Source organism: Ellagibacter isourolithinifaciens, from assembly GCF_008831035.1.
Taxonomy (GTDB): Bacteria; Actinomycetota; Coriobacteriia; order Coriobacteriales; family Eggerthellaceae; genus Ellagibacter; species Ellagibacter isourolithinifaciens.
Window position 1 is genome coordinate 1 of sequence record NZ_WAJR01000018.1, and the last position, 20019, is coordinate 20019.

Annotated in this window: 15 protein-coding genes; 8 read left to right on the top strand and 7 right to left on the bottom strand. The window is 59.9% G+C overall.

Annotated features, from left to right (window positions below; genetic code table 11):
- Window positions 1-197: 197 nt before the first annotated feature.
- The 5 genes from F8C90_RS07430 to F8C90_RS07450 form a co-directional block, all read right to left on the bottom strand.
- Window positions 198-1313, bottom strand: coding sequence for an IS110 family RNA-guided transposase (locus F8C90_RS07430; RefSeq protein ID WP_158049890.1), 1116 nt, complete (start codon window positions 1311-1313; stop codon window positions 198-200).
- Window positions 1314-1508: 195 nt separating this feature from the next.
- Window positions 1509-2417 (bottom strand): LysR family transcriptional regulator, encoded by a 909-nt coding sequence (locus tag F8C90_RS07435; protein ID WP_158049891.1) that lies wholly within the window; start codon window positions 2415-2417, stop codon window positions 1509-1511.
- Between the two features lie 146 nt (window positions 2418-2563).
- On the bottom strand, window positions 2564-3685 hold the full coding sequence (locus F8C90_RS07440; RefSeq protein ID WP_158049892.1) for a 5-methyltetrahydropteroyltriglutamate--homocysteine S-methyltransferase: 1122 nt from the start codon (window positions 3683-3685) through the stop codon (window positions 2564-2566).
- 229 nt (window positions 3686-3914) lie between these two features.
- On the bottom strand, window positions 3915-4190 hold the full coding sequence (locus F8C90_RS10955) for a substrate-binding domain-containing protein (RefSeq protein ID WP_170264598.1): 276 nt from the start codon (window positions 4188-4190) through the stop codon (window positions 3915-3917).
- Window positions 4191-4269: 79 nt separating this feature from the next.
- Window positions 4270-5322, bottom strand: coding sequence for a helix-turn-helix domain-containing protein (locus tag F8C90_RS07450; RefSeq protein ID WP_158049894.1), 1053 nt, complete (start codon window positions 5320-5322; stop codon window positions 4270-4272).
- 95 nt (window positions 5323-5417) lie between these two features.
- On the opposite strand from F8C90_RS07450, the gene F8C90_RS07455 reads away from it, so the two are divergent.
- The 5 genes from F8C90_RS07455 to F8C90_RS07475 are packed head-to-tail and all read left to right on the top strand — an operon-like array spanning window position 5418 to window position 12035.
- Window positions 5418-6191 (top strand): energy-coupling factor transporter transmembrane component T, encoded by a 774-nt coding sequence (locus tag F8C90_RS07455; RefSeq protein ID WP_158049895.1) that lies wholly within the window; start codon window positions 5418-5420, stop codon window positions 6189-6191.
- On the top strand, window positions 6191-7762 hold the full coding sequence (locus F8C90_RS07460; RefSeq protein ID WP_158049896.1) for an ABC transporter ATP-binding protein: 1572 nt from the start codon (window positions 6191-6193) through the stop codon (window positions 7760-7762). The genes F8C90_RS07455 and F8C90_RS07460 overlap by 1 nt, the downstream gene beginning before the upstream one ends.
- An 18-nt stretch (window positions 7763-7780) precedes the next feature.
- Complete coding sequence (locus tag F8C90_RS07465; RefSeq protein ID WP_158049897.1) at window positions 7781-8404, top strand: MptD family putative ECF transporter S component; 624 nt, start codon at window positions 7781-7783, stop codon at window positions 8402-8404.
- A gap of 60 nt (window positions 8405-8464) precedes the next feature.
- Window positions 8465-10300 (top strand): ABC transporter ATP-binding protein, encoded by a 1836-nt coding sequence (locus F8C90_RS07470; RefSeq protein ID WP_246155845.1) that lies wholly within the window; start codon window positions 8465-8467, stop codon window positions 10298-10300.
- Between the two features lie 34 nt (window positions 10301-10334).
- Entirely contained in the window at window positions 10335-12035 is a 1701-nt protein-coding gene (locus F8C90_RS07475; protein WP_425481730.1) for an ABC transporter ATP-binding protein, read from the top strand.
- Between the two features lie 484 nt (window positions 12036-12519).
- Here F8C90_RS07475 and F8C90_RS07485 read toward each other — a convergent pair whose 3' ends face one another.
- On the bottom strand, window positions 12520-13809 hold the full coding sequence (locus tag F8C90_RS07485; RefSeq protein ID WP_158049899.1) for an ATP-binding protein: 1290 nt from the start codon (window positions 13807-13809) through the stop codon (window positions 12520-12522).
- 194 nt (window positions 13810-14003) lie between these two features.
- On the opposite strand from F8C90_RS07485, the gene F8C90_RS07490 reads away from it, so the two are divergent.
- Complete coding sequence (locus tag F8C90_RS07490; RefSeq protein WP_158049900.1) at window positions 14004-15299, top strand: amidohydrolase; 1296 nt, start codon at window positions 14004-14006, stop codon at window positions 15297-15299.
- A gap of 32 nt (window positions 15300-15331) precedes the next feature.
- Here the strand turns inward: F8C90_RS07490 and F8C90_RS07495 are convergent, their stop codons facing one another.
- A complete protein-coding gene (locus F8C90_RS07495) occupies window positions 15332-16123 on the bottom strand; it encodes an MFS transporter (RefSeq protein WP_158049901.1) in 792 nt (263 codons plus the stop codon).
- A gap of 333 nt (window positions 16124-16456) precedes the next feature.
- On the opposite strand from F8C90_RS07495, the gene modD reads away from it, so the two are divergent.
- A complete protein-coding gene (modD, locus tag F8C90_RS07500; protein WP_246155847.1) occupies window positions 16457-17320 on the top strand; it encodes a ModD protein in 864 nt (287 codons plus the stop codon).
- Window positions 17321-17574: 254 nt separating this feature from the next.
- Window positions 17575-19647 carry an elongation factor G gene (fusA, locus tag F8C90_RS07505; protein WP_170264599.1) on the top strand — a complete coding sequence of 691 codons (2073 nt, stop codon included), beginning with the start codon at window positions 17575-17577 and terminating at the stop codon, window positions 19645-19647.
- Window positions 19648-20019: the final 372 nt, after the last annotated feature.

Genomic DNA, 20019 nt, shown 5'->3' on the forward strand with positions numbered 1-20019 from the left:
CGCCCGTCTATGTCGGCCGCCCTGGCTTCGCATTTCGTTGCTACGGCTGGATGCGCGCACCTTCTAACAAGAAGAATCTTTCGGCGAGCATGGCGGTCGTCCCGCTGCTCAAAAACAGATCTGGGATTGCATCCAACGACCAGTCGATATGGAAGAAGCCGCGGGGAATGACCGTTATGGGATTGCCATCGCTCCCCCTACGCGAGCGCTCCTTCGCTCATGCGCCCGAGCGCCCATATCCAGCAAGCCAGCTCGCGCGCTGTAGCGACGTTTGCGACCACAGGCCGCTTGCGCAGCTCGCAAGATAGATGGCGGCGCCTTTCCACAAGGCGCTTGACACCGACTGCCGCATGGTTCGATATGGAAGCGGGAACGCTCTCGTCGTAAAGCGAGCGCTTCCGCTCCTTCGTGGCGCGGGTGTAGTGCCAGGATGCCTCCACGAGCAGCTTCCGCAAGTGAGAGTTGCCGGCTTTGGTGATGCCGCCCCGGGAGGCGCGCTCTCCGCTCGAGTGCTCGGAGGGGACGAGCCCAAGCCAGCTCGCGAAGGCGCGCGCCGAGTCGAAGCGGGAGAACACGCCGGCTTCGACCGTGAGCGCGAACGCCGTCACGGTCTCTATTCCCTTCATGCACCTGAGCGCCTCAACGCGATCCCGCCAGCGAGGCCCTGAGGCGCATTGGGCCACTCTCTTCTCGATGGCCTTCTTCTGCGATTCGATATGGCGCACCTCGGAGATGTAGTAGTCGAGGGACTCTCGAGCGGCAGCGTCGGGAAGCTCGATTCCCCGGATCCACTCCCAGTGCGCATGGGTCCAGCTGCCTCGGCGCTTTCCATCTTCGTTAAACTCGTTCCAGGCATATCCCCACCGGATGAGCAGATGGGTGAGGCGGTGCTTGGCGCGGGTGAGGTCGTCGCGGACGTCCTCGAGCGCACGAGAGAGGTTGCGGGCGCCCTCTGTCTCGACGTCGGGCACGAACACCTCCACGATGTTGTGCGCCATGAGCTGGCGCGCCAGAAACTCCGCATCGTTGCGGTCGTTTTTCTTGCGCCTGTCCGATGCGGGCTTGTGCATCTTGGACACGGCGCCCACTATGCAGTCCACGCCCATCTCTCGAAGCTCGCGCACAAGATGAAACCCCGTCACGCCGGATTCGTAGACCGCTTTGGGAGAGTCAAGCTGAAGAATCCATCCTGCGATCTCCGCGGGCGAATAACCGAACTTCTGCGACCGAACCTCGCCTGTGATCGAGTCGAGTGCGACAGCTGTAACGGATCGGGCATGGACATCCAGGCCGATTGAAGTAACATGGTTCATTGCGAGCCCCTCTCATGTATGTGGCAACTTAGGAAAAACTGCCGGTTGTATAAATGACGCACGACCATTATCAGCCTATGATCCACGGTCATTAGGAAGACGACATGAAGCAGGGGCTCACAATGTTCTACTCATATCGTCTTCCTGTTCGCGCGTTTCTGCTGCGTTGCGATTCTGCTTTCCCACTCGTCGCAATTACGAACTTTGCGGGATGTGGCGTTTGATTGCTTCCCGGTAGGCTTTCCCGTAGCGCGTGGGCGTGGTGTTTCTGCGGGTGATAATCCCGATGGTCATGGTCTCGTCCACGTCCAGCGGAACGGAGATGATGTTCTTGCCGTTGAGCTCGTGCGATATGACCCCGCTGCACACGGTGTACCCATTCAGCCCCACGGCCAGGTTGAACAACGTCGCTCGGTCGCGCACGCGGATGTTCTTGCGGCGGTCGAGCGTGCTGAGCAGCTCTTCGCTGAAGTAGAACGAGTTGAAATCTCCCTGCTCGTAGGAAAGGTAGGGGAAGTCGTCGAGGTCGTCGAGCGTTACCGACTCGCGTTCCGCAAGCGGATGAGTGCTCGAGATGAACACATGCGGCTCGGCGGTGAACAAGGGCTCGAATAGAAGGTCTTGGCTTCGCAGCATTTTCTCGATGACCTCGTGGTTTCGCTTGGAGAGGTAGATGATCCCCAGCTCGCTTTTCATGCGCGAGACGTCCTCGATGATCTCGTGCGTCTGTTCCTCGCGCAGGGTGAAATCGTAGCGGAAGGCGTTGAACTCGCGTATGACGTCGACAAACGCGTTGACGGCGAACGAATAATGTTGGCAGGAGACGGCAAAATGGGGGACTTGCTGCGTCTCTCCCTTGTATTTCTCTTCCAGAAGGTCTGCCTGTTCGAGCACTTGTCGGGCGTATCCCAAAAACGTCTCACCCTCCGATGTCACCACGACGCCTTTGTTCGTGCGCTCGAAGATGACGACGCCCATCTCTCGCTCCAGATCGTGGATTGCGGCGGTGATGGAAGGCTGGGACACGAACAGGCGCCTCGACGCCTCGGTGATGTTGCCCACTTCGGCGACTTTCACGACGTATTTCAGTTGCTGCAGTTTCATGAGCGCTCCTCGCCCGTGGGCCATCGGTGTTCAAGGATAGGGGAAAATAACGTTCTTGCAGGCGTTTCGCGCAAAGAACGCAAAAAGGGGGAGAGCTTGTCGGCCCTCCCCCTCGGGGGTCACGCGCGGTGTGTGGAAGGCCTTAGCTAGTTGCCCCACACTTCTTCGGCGATCTCGCGCACGAGCGCCACCTTCGCCCACTGCTGCTCCTCGGTGAGCTTGTTGCCAATCTCGCAGCTTGCGAAGCCGCACTGCGGGGAGAGGCAGAGGTTCTCGAGCGGCACGTACTTCGCCGCCTCGTGGATGCGCGCGATGACGGCCTGCTTGTCCTCAAGCTCGGCACGCTTCGTAGTGACAAGTCCGAGCACGACCTTCTTGCCTGCAGGCACGCTCGCAAGCGGTGCGAAGCTGCCGGAGCGCTCGTCGTCGAACTCGAGGAAGAAGGCGTTCACGTGCTCGTTCGCGAGCAGTGCGTCGGCAACGTCGTCATAGCCGCCCTCGCAGGCCCACGTGCTGTGGAAATTGCCGCGGCATACGTGCGTGTTGATGCAGAGGTCGGCGGGCGCGGCGTCGAGCACGCGGTTGTTCACGCGCAGCAGCGTTTCCTTGATGCGCGCGAGCCCCGCTTGGTCGGTCCCGAAGAAAAGCTCCGCCTTCGGGTCGACAAGGCATCCCCACGAGCAGTCGTCGAGCTGCAGGTTGCGGCAGCCCACGGCGTGAACCTGCTCGATGAATGCCAGGTAGGCGGCGACGATGTCATCTTCTAGGAGAGTGTCGTTTCCGTATGCGGCGTCGGTCGCCTTGCGGTTCATGGGCATGATGAATTGCTCGATGAACTGCGCGGGCGCGGGAATCGTCAGCTTCGCCGTGGTGTTCTCGTCCTCGAAGGACTGGACGAAGCGGAAGTGCTCGACGAAGGGATGCTCGCCTGCGAGCGAAATTTTCCCCGTCAGATAGGTGTCGTCGATCTTGGCGGCCTCGTCGTGGAACGGCAGGCCGTCTTCGGTTGTGGAGTGGCCGATGCCCTCGAATGCCCACATGAAGTCAAGATGCCAGGTCGCACGGCGGAATTCGCCGTCGGTGATGAAGCGCAGGCCGGCCTTTTTCTCCTTCGCGATGAGGTCGGTGATACACTCGTCCTCGACCTCCTTCAAAGCTGCGGCGTCGATTGCGCCTGCGCTGAAATCCTCGCGCGCCTTCTTCAGCTTCGCGGGGCGAAGGAAGCTGCCGACGACGTCGTATCGATTCGGTCCATAGTTCACTGCCATTGTCTGCCTTTCGGTTGGATGCTTGCTCGGGCTCGTCTCGGTGCCTCTTTTATTCGGCACTTGACGTTTTGGCTATCGCCGCGTTTATGTCGGTGTGAAGTATAGTCACGCGCTCGGAAATCGGGAAATACATGAATTTATGCAATTGCTATAGGGAAAACCTATCGACAAATGCGGACATCGAAGAAGTGTGTCTTCTCTCCCGGATCCTGCAACCCGCGTCGCGCGTCTAGCTCTCGTAGACGATGGCTCCCGTGCTCGTCGCCTCGTAGCCCTCGATTGCGTCGATCGCGCTGCGGAAGGACTCGCTTTCCGCAATCTTGCGAATTTCCCGCACAAGCGGTGCGGTGCGCTGGCTCTTCGCGACGGCGATGTCGAGCCATTCGGTTTGCAGGGGGACGAAGGCGAGGTCGGGCAGCTCCTTCGCCAAACGCTCGACGCCGATCGCCACGTCGGCGCATCCCTTCGAGTGTAGCGTCGCCGGCGGTTGGCCTTCGTTCCCCATCGCCCCTCTAATCTGAGTCGCTCGCATGGCCGGCTCCCACTTGTTTTCGGGGTGGCGGGGTATAGCGCGATGCTCTGTCCTATTCGATGCGCAATCTTTTGCGATAGGCGCGCGGCGTTGTGCCGTAGGCACGCTTGAATGCGTCGGTGAACGCTCCTTGGTTGCGATAGCCTGCGCTTTTGGCGATTCCGCCGATTTCGCGACTTCCATCAAGGAGAAGGCGCCGACCGTGCTCCAGGCGCCGTGCGCGGATGTATCTTTGCGGGGTGTCCCCCTGAACATTGCGGAACGCCGATATCATCTTCCCCTCGCTTACATGGGCGATATTGCACAGCGTTTTCGTGCTGAGATCGGATGATAGGTTGCCATCGATGTAAGAGCAGATGCATTCGACGCAATCCTTATCGCTTATGTGCGCGGCGTCGGCTGTCGTGTCCCTCTCGGGAATGCCGCTCGCCAGCAGCGCGAAGCATTCAATCACCTTGGCGTGATAATACGCATCGGCTACTGATGCGGCGGGGTAGGTGATGTCAAGCCCTCGAAGCGCCGAGGGTAAGCCGGGCACGCCATCAGACGTGGTGAGCCGCCCGATGGTGCGACGCAGTTTCTCCTTGTCGCAGCGCAAGGCGTCCGCATAGCGGTGCATCGCTTCGGGGGCAATGGTGATCGACGCCGATGAAAGCCGCTTGCCGGGCTCGAACGAGCTTGTGTAGGTGCCGCCATCCCAGTCATGCCCTATGAGCTTGCAGTTCGATCCGGCGCACTCGGGCGAGCAATACTCGGGCATTGCATGCTCATAGAGGCCGAACCCCAGATAGGGAACAGTCTCTATGGCTGCCTCCACGGCGCGTTCGTACGTGATGTCCATCGACACGACGATAGTGTCGCCGTCCATGAGGTAGAACCAATAGGAGCCCTTGCCGTATCGGGGGTCGACAAACCATGTCTCGCCGATGCTTCGCACCAGGTTTGCCTGTCCGAAGCCGCGTGCGATCGCTTCTTTCGCGCGTACGGTGTGCAGCCGCGTAAGCTGTGTGACGAACATGTCGTAAAGCGGGTTTCCCTGTTCTGAGGCATAGCTTCCGTTTGATTTTTCGGTAGAACTTGATTTCTTTTCGGCGTCGTTTTCCATCTTCCCGTTCCGTCTTTCGCATCGCTTCACCGAGCTTTATTGTATCGCGAATAAGTCACCTATGGCTAACTGATAGGAAGAAGGACGAAAACTGCATGGCTCTTTCGATGGAAACGTCTTTGCCCTTGAGCGCGGTAGTGCAGGCGCGGTCTTCGCTGTCCGCCGACGCCGCGCCGCGCCATCTCGACCCGCGCGTGTCGCTTGCGGTGTTGGTGATGATTAACGTACAGATGGCGCTTTCGCAAAGCCTGTTCGCCGAGATGGGCGTTTTGGCGCTTACCGTTGCCGCGATGGCGTATTGCCGCCGCTTCTCCGCGATTGTGCGCTGGCTTGCCTTCTATGCGCTGTTCGCCGTGACGGCGCAGCTGCTCGTGGCGAGCGGAAGCACCTTGCTTTCGCCCTTTGCGGCGTCGCTTCTCATGTACCGCCATGTTCTGCCCGCCTTCATGTTCGCTTTCAACATGATTGCAACCACGCGTCTCGGCGAGCTCGCTTGCGCGCTGCAGGCGATTCGCGTTCCCGCGAATGTTTCGGTGGCGGTGTGCGTAGCGTTTCGTTTCCTCCCCACCATGGGCCGCGAATTCTCCGCCGTCGCCGACGCGATGAAGACGCGCGGCATCGCTCTCACGCCGAAATCGGTCGTGTGCCATCCCGCCAAGACCGCCGAGCATTTCCTTGTGCCCGTGATCGCGCGTTTAGGCCAGGTTGCCGACGAGCTGGGGAACGCGGTCGTCGTCCGCGGTGTAGGGGCGAGCGCGCACCGCACCTCGTATTACCGCCTGATGATATGCGCAGTCGACGTCGCATGCCTTATCGCTGCGATGGCGCTCCTTGCACTTTCCGCTTGCTTTAGAGCGGGGGTGCTCTGATGATGGAAAATGCCGCCGCGGCGAAGGCTTCGCCCTATGCTATCGAGCTCGATGGCTGCACGTTTTGCTACAAAGGCGCTTCCCATCCATCGCTTCGTGACGTTTCGCTTAAGATCCCTCGCGGTCAATGCGTTGTTGTGACCGGACAGTCCGGATGCGGCAAGACAACGCTCACGCGCCTCGTTAATGCGCTTATTCCTCTTATGTACGAAGGAGATCTTCAAGGTGAGGTGCTTGTTGCGGGAAAACCCGTTTCCGCATGGACGATGGGCGAGCTTTCCGCGCATGTCGGGTCGGTGTTCCAGAATCCGCGTAGCCAGTTCGTCAATCTCGACGTGACCTCGGAAATCGCCTTCGGATGCGAGAACTTCGGAATCGATCGCGAGGAAATGGTCGAACGTGTGGCGCAGGCAGCGGCAACGCTCGGTATTGAGGGCCTGCTCGAGCGCGGTACCGAGGCGCTTTCCGGCGGGCAGAAGCAGTCGGTTATCCTGGCATCGGCCTATGCGGTGCATCCTGACATCTTCGTGCTTGATGAGCCAACCGCGTCGCTCGATGTGCATGCGATGCGGAATCTTGCGCGCACGGTTGCGCTTCTGAAGAGCCAGGGGAAGACCGTGCTTATCTCCGAGCATCGCCTGTGGTGGCTTGATGGCATTGCAGACCGCTATGTGGTTATAAGCGATGGCTCGGTTATAGGAGACTGGGCGGCGGCAGAGTTCCTTGCTATGCCGTTTGAAACGAGAACCGATATGGGGCTGCGCGCCGCCTCTCTTGCTGAAATCGACTCTGTTGTGGCGGTGTCGTCATTGGGCGACGCGGTCGCATCGAATGCCTCCAGATCACCTTCTTACGGAAAAACCATCGTACGTATGAGCGGCGTAGTTGCTGGCTACCGCGGTGCGCCTGCGGTCTTGAACGGTCTCGATTCCTGCCTCCTTTCGGGTAGTGTCGTCGGTATTGTGGGGCACAACGGGGCTGGGAAAACGACGTTTGCCCGGTGCATGGCCGGCCTTCTCAAGGAAAAGGCGGGGGTGATCGAGGTCGACGACGTGCCGCTTCGCGCAAGGAAACGGGCGGGGCGCGTGTACCTGGTTATGCAAGAACCGGGATACCAGTTGTTCAGCAGCACGGTCGACGATGAGCTTGCAAGCGCGTGCTCTTCGGATGGCGCGGAAGACAGCCTAGGCAATAAGGACCGGATTGCAGCAATAAAGGTTGCGCTTGCTCTCGAAGGTCTTGCCGACAGGCACCCGCTCTCCCTTTCAGGTGGGGAGCGCCAACGGCTTTCCATCGCTGCTGGCTTGCTTTCGAGTGCCCGCGCGATGATTCTCGACGAGCCTACGAGTGGCTTGGATTATCGCAACATGCGTCGAATAGATGCCCAGATCGCGCGCATGCGCGATGCGGGAATCGCTGTCTGCGTTGTCTCGCACGACTATGAATTCCTCTGCTCGGCATGCGACGAGATAGCCCTGATCGAAGACGGGCGCATCGCCGAGCGCTTCCCCTTAAACAAGGCAACACTTCCGAAGTTGAAGCTCAATTTCGGGTTTGCGGAAATGCAGTAACAAGAGAAAGGCTTCACAATGGCAAGCAAAGCAACAATTGGTTCTGTCGCAAAAGAGCGTGCTGGCTTGAACCCGAAGGACTTCGTCTTCATCGCCGTGTTCGGCATCCTTTTGTTCCTAGTGTTCATGGTGTTCTCGATTATCTTTAGCGCGAATGCCAACCTGTGCTGGTTTACTCACACGGTAGGCGCGTTGTTCGCTGGTACCGTGTTCATGTACCTGGCCTATCGCGTCCCGAAGCGTGGCGCGATCGCCATCATGGGCATTATAGTTGGTGCGGTCGGCCTTCTGATGGGTATGTTCTGGAGCGGTCCTGTCGGCATTGTTGTGGGCGGTATCGTGGCAGACCTTATCGCAGGCGATCCGCAGAAGCGCACCAAGACCAAGCTTATCTGTGCCTTTGCCGCGTTCACGTTCTGCTTCTGGCTTGGGCAGATCTCTCTCATCCTTATGATGGGCGAGGCCTATGCCGAGATGTGCGTTCAAGCCGGCATGACCCTCGAGTACGGCCAAACGCTCGTTAACTCGATTCTAAGCCCAATGGGCGTCGTTACCGGCGCTGCCACCATCGCTGGCGGCCTCGTCGGCGGCTTCATCGGTACCAAGGTGTTCTCGAAGCACTTTGCCAAGCTTGGCATGTAGATTAACGGCCGGGAGGTAAATATGGCAATGACCCGGGAAGACGGTACTCTAACAGCAGGAGTGGGAAAGGACGTGGGGAAAGAAGGTCCTGCCAAGAAGAAAAACGCGATTCTCGAGCTGTTGGGGTTTGCTGGCAAGCGGCGGGTTTTGGCGTATGCGGGATGCGGTCTTTCGGTGCTGAACGCTGCGCTCGCCGTGATGCCCCTCGTATGCGTGTGGTTCGTGGTTCGTGACTTGGTTTTGGTGTACCCGAACTGGAGCGAAGCATCATCGGCCGCGATGTGGGCTGTGCTTGCCGTGGCGTTCGCCGTGCTGGGCATTATCGTGTATTTCGGTGCGCTCATGGCCTCGCATCTGGCGGCCTTTCGCATTGCGGCAAATATGCGCAAGGCGATGGTACGTCACGTGGCGCGGATCCCAATGGGATATTTCAGCGTGCACTCGTCGGGGGAGATGCGCCGCGTGATCGACGGGTGCGCGGGCCAGACAGAAGACCTTATCGCCCACAAGCTGCCCGATTTCGTTGGCTCTTTCGCCACCCCGGTGATCTTCTTCGTCGTGGCGTTCCTGTTCGACTGGAGGATGGGACTTCTGTGCCTCGTCCCCATCGCCGTTTCCTTCGCCGCGATGTGGTGGATGATGGGCCGCGAGGATGCGAAGGGTGGCCGCCATTTCATGGAGCTTTACCAGGCGGCCCTCATGCGCATGAGTGCTGCGGCAACCGAATACGTTCGTGGTATACCCGTGGTAAAGGTATTCCAGCAGACGGTGTTTTCGTTCAAAGCATTCCACGAGGCAGTCATCGACTATCGCGACATGGCGACGAACTATACCGAGTATTGCCGACGACCCCAAGTCGTGCAGTTGGTCGCGATCAACTCGACTTTCGCGGTGCTCGTGCCTGCAGGCATTGCGCTTGCGGCCGTCGCGCCTGATTTCCCGGCTTTCCTGATTGACTTCCTGTTCTATGCGTTCTTCTCGGCGATGACAACAACGATGATGTCGAAGGTCATGTATTCGTCGGAGGCCGTCATGATCGCCGAAGACGCACTGCGGCGGATGAACACGATTATGGAGGTCGCTCCCATCGACGAGGTGGAGCCTGCGGAAGCGCTTCATCCGAAGGAGGCGAGCATCGAGCTTGCGGGCGTCAGCTTCTCGTATCCGGGGTCCAGGGAACCGGCGCTTTGCAACGTATCGCTTTCCGTTCCCGCCGGGGCGACGGTGGCTCTCGTCGGGCCGTCGGGCGGAGGCAAGTCGACGCTCGCGTCGCTCGTCCCGCGCTTTTGGGACGCAGATGAGGGTGTCGTTCTTGTGGGCGGGGCGGATGTGCGATGCATTCCCGTCGAGGAGCTGATGGGCGCCGTTTCCTTCGTGTTCCAAGACGATCGGCTGTTCAAGCGAAGCTTGGCGGACAACGTACGTGCGGGTCGCCCCGATGCGAGTGATGCCGAGGTGCTCGCGGCGCTCAATGCGGCACAGTGCGACGACATCATCGCCAAGTTCCCCGATGGCGTGAACACCGTGGTGGGAAAAGCGGGCGTGTACCTTTCCGGGGGAGAGCGCCAGCGCATCGCGCTTGCGCGTGCCATTCTGAAAGACGCCCCAATCGTGGTTCTCGACGAAGCAACGGCGTTCGCCGACCCCGAAAACGAGGCGTTGATCCAGGCGGCTCTCGCGACACTTTGCGAAGACAAGACGGTGCTCATGATCGCGCACCGTCTATCCACCGTCGCAAATGCGGACCGCATCTTCGTCATCGATCGGGGCTCTGTCGTGGAGCAGGGTACCCACGAAGAGCTTGTCGCGCAAGGCGGGCTGTATGCGCGCATGTGGCGAGACTATCGAACGAGCGCGATGTGGAGGATCGAAGGGGGTGGCAGCCGTGTGGCGTAGGATTCAAGATGCTTTCGCCCTGACCGACCAGGGCATGAAGGACTTCATGCGCGGTGCCGGGTTCTGCGCGCTGGCGAACCTGATGCTGATGCTGCCCATCGTGGTGCTGTACTTCGTCGCGAGCGATTTCGTCAGGTACCTTGGTGAACCTGCTGTCGGCCTGCCCAGCATGGCGCCCTACGTGGTGGGCATCGTGGCGGCACTTGCCGTGATGTTCGTCACGCAGATGTGGGAATATCGCGCGACGTACACGGTGGTGTACAAAGAAAGCGCTCGCAAGCGCATCGCCATCGCGGAGCGTTTGCGCCTGCTTCCGCTCTCGTTCTTCGGGAAGCGCGATTTGGCCGACTTGACAAGCGTTATCATGAAGGACTGTTCCGATCAGGAGCGCCTGTTCTCGCACACCATGCCGCAGATTTTCGGCATGGGCGCTTCGACGCTGGTATTCGCTGCCATGATGTTCGCGTTCGACTGGAGGCTGGCGGCATCTGCGCTCTGGCCCATCCCCGTAGCGCTCGTGGCGTTGCTTCTGACCGCGCGCGTCCAGAAGTCGCATACCGCGAAGAAGAACGCGGCGTCCCTTTCGTTCGTCGATGGGCTACAGGAATACCTTGAATGCCATCGCGAGATACGCTCGCTCAACAAGGTGGGCGCGTTTCAGAGCGATCTTGGTCGTCGCATCGATCGTTTCGAGCGAGAGAAGATTGGTGCCGAACTGGCTATGGGCGTGGCGGTATGCTCCGCTCAAGGCTTTTTGCGCCTGGGAATCGCATCCGCCATCGTGGTGGGGACGATGCTGCTCGTGACAGGACGAGTCGACTTCCTCGTGTTCTTCGTGTACCTGTTGGCGGTGACGAGGGTTTACGATCCCATCAACGTTATCTTGCAGGCCGTCGCCGAGCTGATGGACATGAGCTTGAGCCTGAAGCGCATGCGCGCCATCGAGAATGAGCCTATTCAGACAGGTAGCACCTCGTTCGAGCCTCAGGGCTACGACGTGGCTTTCGATGACGTGGGCTTTGCATACGCTGACGGCGAGGATGTCTTGGACGGCGTGTCGTTCACGGCGCGGGAAGGGCAGGTGACGGCGCTTGTGGGCGCGTCAGGTTCGGGCAAGAGCACGGCTGTCAAGCTCGCTTCGCGTTTTTGGGACGTAAGCTCCGGCGCGGTCTTCGTGGGCGGCGTCGACGTCTCCACTGTCGATCCGGAAACGCTGCTCTCTTCATTCTCCGAGGTGTTCCAGGACGTGGTGCTTTTCGATGATACCGTGCGTGAGAACATTCGCCTTGGGAAGAAGAACGCTACGGACGAGGAGGTTCTCGCCGCGGCGAAGGCGGCCCGCTGCGACGAGTTCGTGGAGCGTTTGCCCAACGGCTACGACACGCTGATCGGGGAAAACGGTAGCAGGCTTTCCGGCGGCGAGCGCCAGCGCATCTCGATTGCGCGCGCCCTGCTGAAAGACGCCCCGATCGTGCTGCTCGATGAAGCCACGGCTTCGCTTGACGTGGAAAACGAGACGCAGGTGCAAGCTGCTCTCTCCGAGTTGCTTCAAGGCAAGACGGTCCTCGTCATCGCGCATCGCATGCGCACGGTCGACAACGCCGACAAGATCGTCGTGCTCGAAGGCGGCCGCGTGGTGGAGCAGGGGAGTCCGGCCGAGTTACGCGAAAAGCCCGAAGGCAGGTACCGCCGTATGTTGGAGCTGCAGCGCGAAAGCGCCGCGTGGGCCCTCTAACGCAAAAACGATGTGAGATGGGACGGTCGGGTACGTGCCGAAGCCCCCACTCGGCATATCTGCGAACCGGAGGCGCAGAGGAAGTTTTGCCAGCGATATGTTTTGCCTCTTGAAATCACGGGAGCCGATCATGCGGTCGACGTCGGCATGATGCAAAAGTGCCGATCGGCCAAGTGCTTCGCTACTTGATCGCTGCTTTCGCTCACAACACCCATGGCATGAAAAACAGGATTTTACCGTCCCGTCATTCCAGTTGCATCCAGTCTCCCTTGCCACCCCCTATTCATCAGCTGCGGATTGCCCATAACCGCCCGGGCAATCCGCAGTGCGCGTTAATCATTTGGCGGCTGCATGATTTCTAGGATGATCCCACCGGGGTTGCGGAGGTAGAAAGCGTGGTTTCGACCGAAGCCGTCCTGGCGAAAATCGAACTCCTCTTGCGGGCATGCGCTCCACGCTTCATGCGTTACAGCAGGATAGCGCTCTATAGACAAAAAGCCGCATAGAGCGGAATAGACCTGAGACCATCGTTCATTCCAAAGGGCTTAGTCGAAAGCCGGATAAGGCGCACGCCCGGATGGCTCTTTTTAAGTGAGGACAGGCTTCGAGATCGCGTGTTCTCGCCCGCTTTGACCTCAATCGCGGACACGCACCCCTGTCTCTCTACGACAAAGTCGATTTCTGCACGATTGTCGCGAGTCCAATAATGCAGAGGATAGCCAATGGCCGAAAGCTGCTGGGCAACGTAGTTTTCGGTAAGTGCGCCCATGAATGTGCCGCCGATGCCGGCGAGAACATCAGCTCGCTGAGCACCGGCTTTGGAAACGAGCAGTCCGGTATCCGCCTGATAGATTTTAAAAGACGAGGGGTTAACGAATGCCTCCAGGGGACTTTCGATTTGCCCGACGAGGCTGCAGCGCACCACAGTGCCCGACAGCACCAGCCAATCGAGAGCGTCCCCAAAGAGGGACGCGTTGCCCCCCGCTCGTACCACCTTGTATTGGAATTTACGATTCTCTTTGGCAAGCTGCTGTGGAATGGAGTCGAAACATGCGCGCGTTTTCGAGCTCAAGCGTTCATCAGCATATTTATTGGTGTCAGCAGAATACCCATCAAGAATGATGCGGTGCTTTTCGGCGACATCGATGACCGACTGAACCTCAGCGTAGGTTTGGACAGCCTCGGGCATCCCGCCAACAACAAGATACTGCCGATAGAGCCCAAGCGCTTTGTCGTGAAGACTCGGAGCAAGAGGGTCCATTGATTCAAATGACGAGCGTATCTCGTCGGCCAATCGCTCGTACCCCATCGCCCAAAGAAACTCTTCGAAATCAAGCGGAGCCATTTCGATTAAATCAGTCTTTCCGACGGGAAACGAATACGACTGATGATTAATGGCAACCCCAAGGAGCGACCCGGCGGCCGCGACGTAATACTCGGGGGCATCTTCGCAAAAGTACTTAAGGGAAGTGAGCGCTTCCTCGCATGCCTGGACCTCATCGATGAACAGCAAGGTTTTGCCGGGCACGATGCGCTGCCCTGTTCGCGCCTCAATCGCGCGTACAATCGAATAGGGGTCGAGACCGCCCGAAAAGTCCGCCCGCGCCGACTGATCGTTCTCGAGATTGACGTAGACGACCGACTCGAAAAGGGTCTGCGCGTATGTTCTGAGCAGATAGGTCTTGCCGCATTGCCGAACGCCTTTGACTAACAGGGGCTTCCTATCAGCCTTGTCTCGCCATTCCTTAAGGAGCCTGTCTGCCTTGCGACGCATAATCGACCTTTCTTATAGAATGCCTTTCAACAATATTTTAGCGCAGATTAATTGATTTCCTATTATTTATCTGCGTTAAAATATTTCTTGAAGTGGCTCCTCATGACTTCCCGAGAAAGACATCGAGGCTCGCGCATTACTAGATGCAGTCCTATAATAGGTGCCATTGAAAACGAACAGAGAGGAGCATCCCCGTGCTTTTCACCGACATCGATATCCTCGACGAGAATCTTGACTACCAGGCCCATCAATGGGTGGGCGTCAAGGACGGCACGATCGACTATATTGGCGACGCCGCACCTGAAAACGCTGCCGACTACGGCGAGGTATACGACGGCTGCGGTCGCCTGCTCATGCCGGCGCTCTACAACGCGCACACACACCTGCCGATGACGCTTCTGCGCGGCTACGCGGAGAACGTGCCCCTGCAGGAATGGCTCAACAACCTCGTGTGGCCCTTCGAGGGGAAGATGACGCCCGAAGACAACTACTGGGCGACCAAGCTCGCCCTTGCCGAGATGGCGCGCTACGGCTCGGTCAGCGCGTCGGACATGTACTATGCCACCGACGAGCGCGTGCAGGCGGTGGGCGAGGCCCATATGAAGATGAACGTCTGCGAGAGCGTGCTTTACTTCGAGCCGAAGCCGTTTGTGGAATACCCCATGTGCGAGAAGATGGAGCGCATCGTCAAGCAGTACCATGGCGCGCAGGACGGGCGTATCCGCGTGGACTACAACATCCATGCCGAGTACACATCCAACCCTATCACCTGTACCGATATCGGGAAGGTCGCAAAGGAAGCGGGTCTTCCCATCCATATCCACATCTCCGAGACGAAAAGCGAGCACGAGGAATGCAAGGGCCGCCACGACGGCCTCACGCCCGTGCAGTACTTCGAGAGCATCGGCGTGTTCGACGTGCCCGTAATCGCGGCGCACTGCGTGTGGGTCGACGACAAGGACATCGAGATCCTCGCTAAGCGCGGCGCGACCGTGGCCTTGAACCCTGCCTCCAACATGAAGCTCGCAAGCGGGTTCGCGCCCGTACAGAAGCTTCTCGATGCGGGTGTGAATGTGGCGCTCGGCACCGATGGCATGGCCTCGAACAACAACCACGACCTGTTCCAGGACATGTATCTTATGGGCACGATCTACAAGGGGCATGAGCTCGATCCCGCGATCATCTCGCCCAAGCAGGTCATCGCCGCTGCCACGCGCGGGGGAGCTCTCGCGCAGGGTCGCGAAGACTGCGGGCTTGTGAAGGTGGGCATGAAGGCTGACCTCACGGTGCTCGACACGACGGGCGCTTCGTGGTGCCCCATGACGAACCCCGAGGTCAACATCGTGTTCTCAGGCCATGGCTCCGATGTCGTGCTCACCATGTGCGACGGCGAGGTGGTCTATCGCGACGGCGTTTTCCCGGGTATCGATCTCGAGCAGGTGAAGGCCGAGGTCTCCGCTCGCACGAAGCGCATCATCTCCGAGCTCTAAGGCAAACTGCTCACAAAGCGGGAGCGCCCCTCTCATCGCGAGAAGGGCGCGGTGGGGAACAGCCCTAGCGCCAACAGGCCCACGGCCATGAGGAACAGCGACCGGATGAGAAGCGGCCGCCTTCCCATGGAGTTCAGCCAGAACATGGCGGGTAGGGACCCCACTAGGAAGAACAGGCTCAAGACGCTCTCGCCCAAGATCGCGCTCTTCCCGACGCCCAGGCCGAAGGCGGTCATAATCTGCGGACCGAACGTGTAGATGGCGTACATGGGAACGACCTGGCACAACGTGAGAATCCCCAAAAACACGATACGCGCGGCGTAGCCTTTCGAGAACACCTCCGCAAAGCCGGCCTTGTGCTTGGGCTCCTCTTCCTCGTCCACGAGGATGACATCGGCGCCGTACACGCGGAACACCACGCGGCGCGCCTCCTCGTGGCGTCCTTTGCTTTTCAGCCACAGGGGCGACTCGGGGACTTTGCACCTGCCGATCAGCAGGAAGACGCAGGGGATGATGGCGGAGCCGAGCATGAGCCTCCATCCGCCATCGACGTCGCACAAAGCGAAGCCGACGACTGCAGCCACGGTAGCGCCCAAATACCACGCCGCCGAGACCATGCCCATGGATATCGCGCGGTGGTGCTTGGGGGTGAACTCGGTGATGAGCGAGGTCGCGATGGGGTAGTCGGCGCCTACGAAGACGCCGATGAAGAAGCGGTATATCACGAGCAGAAGCGGCGTCGTCGCGGATGTCGTCGGGCACGCCGATGTCAGCGGATTCCTTTTCGATTGCGTCGATTTCGGGACAGCTTCCTTGGTTGTCATATGGGTTTCCCTTGGCCCGTGTCGGACAGTAGGCAATGCGTTCCGTTTTGCCTTAAGAAGGCGTAAAAGGGCAAAAGCCCGCAAGACGCATTTTTAGTCTTATTTCGAGAAAATGGCGACGTTTACGAGCAAGGCCGTGCGAGTTTTTCGGATTATGGCGCTTGAGGGATAATTCCCATCGAGACGCTAGGTTGAATGTGCGGGCGCCTAAGTCTAGGCTTGAAGTTGAACCAAAGGTGCGGGACGTCGGGTGGCTCGTTCCGCTATTCTGTCCCGCTTCGACCGGCGGGACGGCCGAATCAGCGGGTTGCGGCCAGCGCGTCGCAACGGCAAATGGAAAGGATCCTCATGAACGTGTTCATTCCCGATGGCCGCATCGACCAGTTCATTCTCGAAGACATGCCCTATATCGATCTTACGACCGAAGTCCTTGGCATCGGCGAGGAACCGGGGAAAATCGAGTACTTCACGCGCGAAGACTGCGTGCTTGCCGGTGTGGAGGAGGCCGCCCGCGTGCTCGGAAAGACGGGCGCGCGCGTCGTGTGGTCGCGTCGTTCGGGGGAGCGCCTCGCTGCGGGGGAGCCGTTCCTTCGCGCGGAGGGCACGGCGGCGGCGCTGCATATGGCGTGGAAGGTGTCGCTCAACCTGTGCGATCACCTGTCGGGCGTAGCGACCAAGACGCGCGCGATCGTGGACGCGGCGCACAGCGCGAACCCTGCATGCGAGGTGCTCACTACGCGCAAGAGCATGCCGGGCGTGAAAGACCTGCTCACGAAGGCGGTTACATGCGGCGGCGCCTTCCCACACCGTTTGGGCGCGTCCGAGACCGTGCTCGTGTTCGACCATCACATCACCTTCATGGGCGGCTTCGAGGCGTTCTTGGAGGCGCTTCCCGCCCTTCGTGGCCGCTGCGTGGAGAAGAAGCTGTTCGTGGAGGCGGGACCCGACGAGGCGCGTCGCCTCGCGAAAGCGGGCGTTGACGGCATCCAGCTCGACAAGCTGCCGGTGGACGATTTGGCAGCGCTCGTGCCCGAGCTGCGCGCGATCGACCCTCATCTCACGCTCATCGCGGCGGGCGGCATCAACCTGCAAAACGCTGCGGCCTATGCTGCGACGGGCGTTGACGGCCTGGCCACCACAGCGCCCTTCACCGCCAAGCCCATCGACATGAGCGTCCGCATGAAGCGAGCAGAATAGTCGCACGACTTCCCCTATGGCTTCACGCGGGGGCGTGTAGCGCGCATTTCCCCGTAAAATGCAAGTGCTTTCCAAAGTGCGGGGCAAATCTTGGGGCAAGCGGATGAAAAAGGACGAAAGTACGTTACACTGGTTACAACGCAAGCCGAAGTCGGCTTGACCAAGCGGTTCTTTGTGTGTGCAAGACTAAAAGTGGTTGTGCCTCAAAGATGCTCTTTCGGGCGCGGCCACGCAACGAAAGGTTGGTGGTCAAAATGGCAGCTCCTGCCACTGAGCACGTGCGCAATGTCGTCCTGGTGGGTCAAGACGGCGCGGGGAAGACTTCGCTCGCTGAGGCGATGCTCTACGTCTCCGGCAAGACCCCGCGCATGGGTACGACACACGACGGCAAGTCCTATCTCGACTACGACGCCGAGGAAATCAAGCGCAAGTTCACGATCGGCACCTCGATCGCCCCCATCCCGTACAAGGACTACAAGATCAACGTGCTCGACACTTCGGGTCACCCCGACTTCATCTGCGACACGCTGTCCACCATGCAAGCTGCTGAAATGGCGCTTTTCGTGGTCGACGCCGTTGCGGGCCCACAGGTCATGACCACCAAGCTGTGGCGCGAGGCCGAGGGAATGCGCCTTTCGCGAGCCGTGTTCATCAACCATATCGACCGCGAGCATGCCGACTTCGACATGGCCATGGCGACGCTCCACGCGCGTTTTGGCTCGCGTTTGGGCCCGGTCACCATCCCCATCGGGCAAGACGCTGACTTCAAGGGCGTCATCGACATCATCCGCATGGAAGCCCGCTACTTCGGCGAGGGCGACGACTCCGAGCGCATCGAGCCCATTCCCGCCGAGTTCGCCGATGCTGCGCAGGCGGCCCGCGACAAGCTGTGCGACCTCGTGGCCGAGGCCGACGACGAGCTTATGATGAAGTATCTCGAAGGCGAGGAGCAGCTCACGCAAGACGAGCTCGAGTCGCTGCTCGACAAGGCCATCGCGCAGGAGCTGTTCATCCCCGTGTTCGTGGGCTCCACCATCATCAAGCAGGGTATTCAGGGGCTTATGGAAGACATCTGCACCTACTTCCCGCACCCAAGGAGCCACGGCCGCTTCCAGATGGCCGACGGCACCTCCATCCCCATCGACGAGACGAACCGCCCTGCGGCCTTCGCCTTCAAGACGCTCTCCGACCCGTTCGTGGGCCGCTTGAGCTTCCTTAAGGTGCTCTCGGGCGTGCTCGAGCCCGGCATGGAGCTCATCAACGCGCGCACGGGCAAGAAGGAGCGCCTTGGCCATCTCTACGTCATGATGGGCAAGGAAGCCACTGACGTGAAGAGCGCGAAAGCGGGCGACATCATCGTCGTGCCGAAGCTTGCCGAGACGCGCACGGGCGACACGATTTCCCTTACCGGCGAGATTGCCGTCGATCCGCTGCCGCTGCCGGTGCCGCAGTACCCGGTCGCGATCGAGGCCGTCAACAAGAAGGAAGAGGACAAGCTCGGGACGTTCCTTGCCCGCGCGGCGGAAAACGACCCGTCGATTCATATCCAGCGCAATGAGGAAACGCATCAGACCGTGCTCACCGCGATGGGCGACACACAGGTTGACATGCTCGTTTCCCGCTGTAAGGAGCAGACGGGCGTTGAGGTTCGCCTCGTGACGGTGCGCATCCCGTATCGCGAGACCATCCGCAAGACCGCCGAGGCCGAGGGCCGTCACAAGAAGCAGACGGGCGGTGCCGGGCAGTTCGGCGACTGCTGGTTGCGCATCTCCCCGAACCCGGGGGCGGGCTACGAGTTCGTCGACGAGATTAAGGGTGGCGCTATCCCCGGCGGCCTTATTCCCGCGGTCGATAAGGGCGTGCAGGAGACCATGAAGGAAGGCGTGCTCGCTGGGTACCCGATGGTCGACATCAAGGTCGCCGTGTTCGACGGCAGCTACCATTCCGTCGACTCCAACGAGATGGCGTTCAAGACCGCCGCGCGCATCGGTTTCCGCGCCGCGTGCGACCAGGCCGATCCTGTGCTGCTCGAGCCGATGGCCGACATGGAGATCACGGTGGGCGAGGACTATGCGGGTCCGGTTATGGGCGATATCTCCACGCGCCGCGGCCGCATCGTCGGCACCGACTCCAACGACGAGGGCGAGACGGTGATCATCGTGCGCGTGCCCTACGCCGAGATCGTGAAGTACACGAAGGATTTGCGCTCGATCACACGCGGCTCGGGCTCGTACAGCATCCAGCTCAACGGCTACGAGCAGGCGCCTGCCGACGTCACGAAGAAGCTCGTGGAGGAATACCAAGCTTCAAGGGCTGCAGGGAATTAAAGACGCTACCGCGTCCAACAGACGCGAGGCGGCGCTTGCGCAACAAGGGGGTCGACGGCTATTACGCCGCCGGCCCCCTTTGCGTGTGCAGGGAAGCCGCCCGGGTAGGAGGCGCGTCGGCTTTCCCCTTCGTCCGCTTTTCTTTCGCGTTCCCCATTCGCTTATCTGTTCAGTCCTTTTCTCATGCCCTCAGGGCAAATTCGTCCTTTCGCTTCAGGGCCCACGGCCAAGTCAACCCGTCGATTCGACCCTGCGGGTTGAGGTCGATTGCGCGCTTTCGGGTAGTCTATCGTGCGCATGTTCACGCTTTTGAGGGAAAGCGTGTCTGTTTTTGCGCATTCGCGCGATGTGGAGTCAAAAGAATAGTTGAAG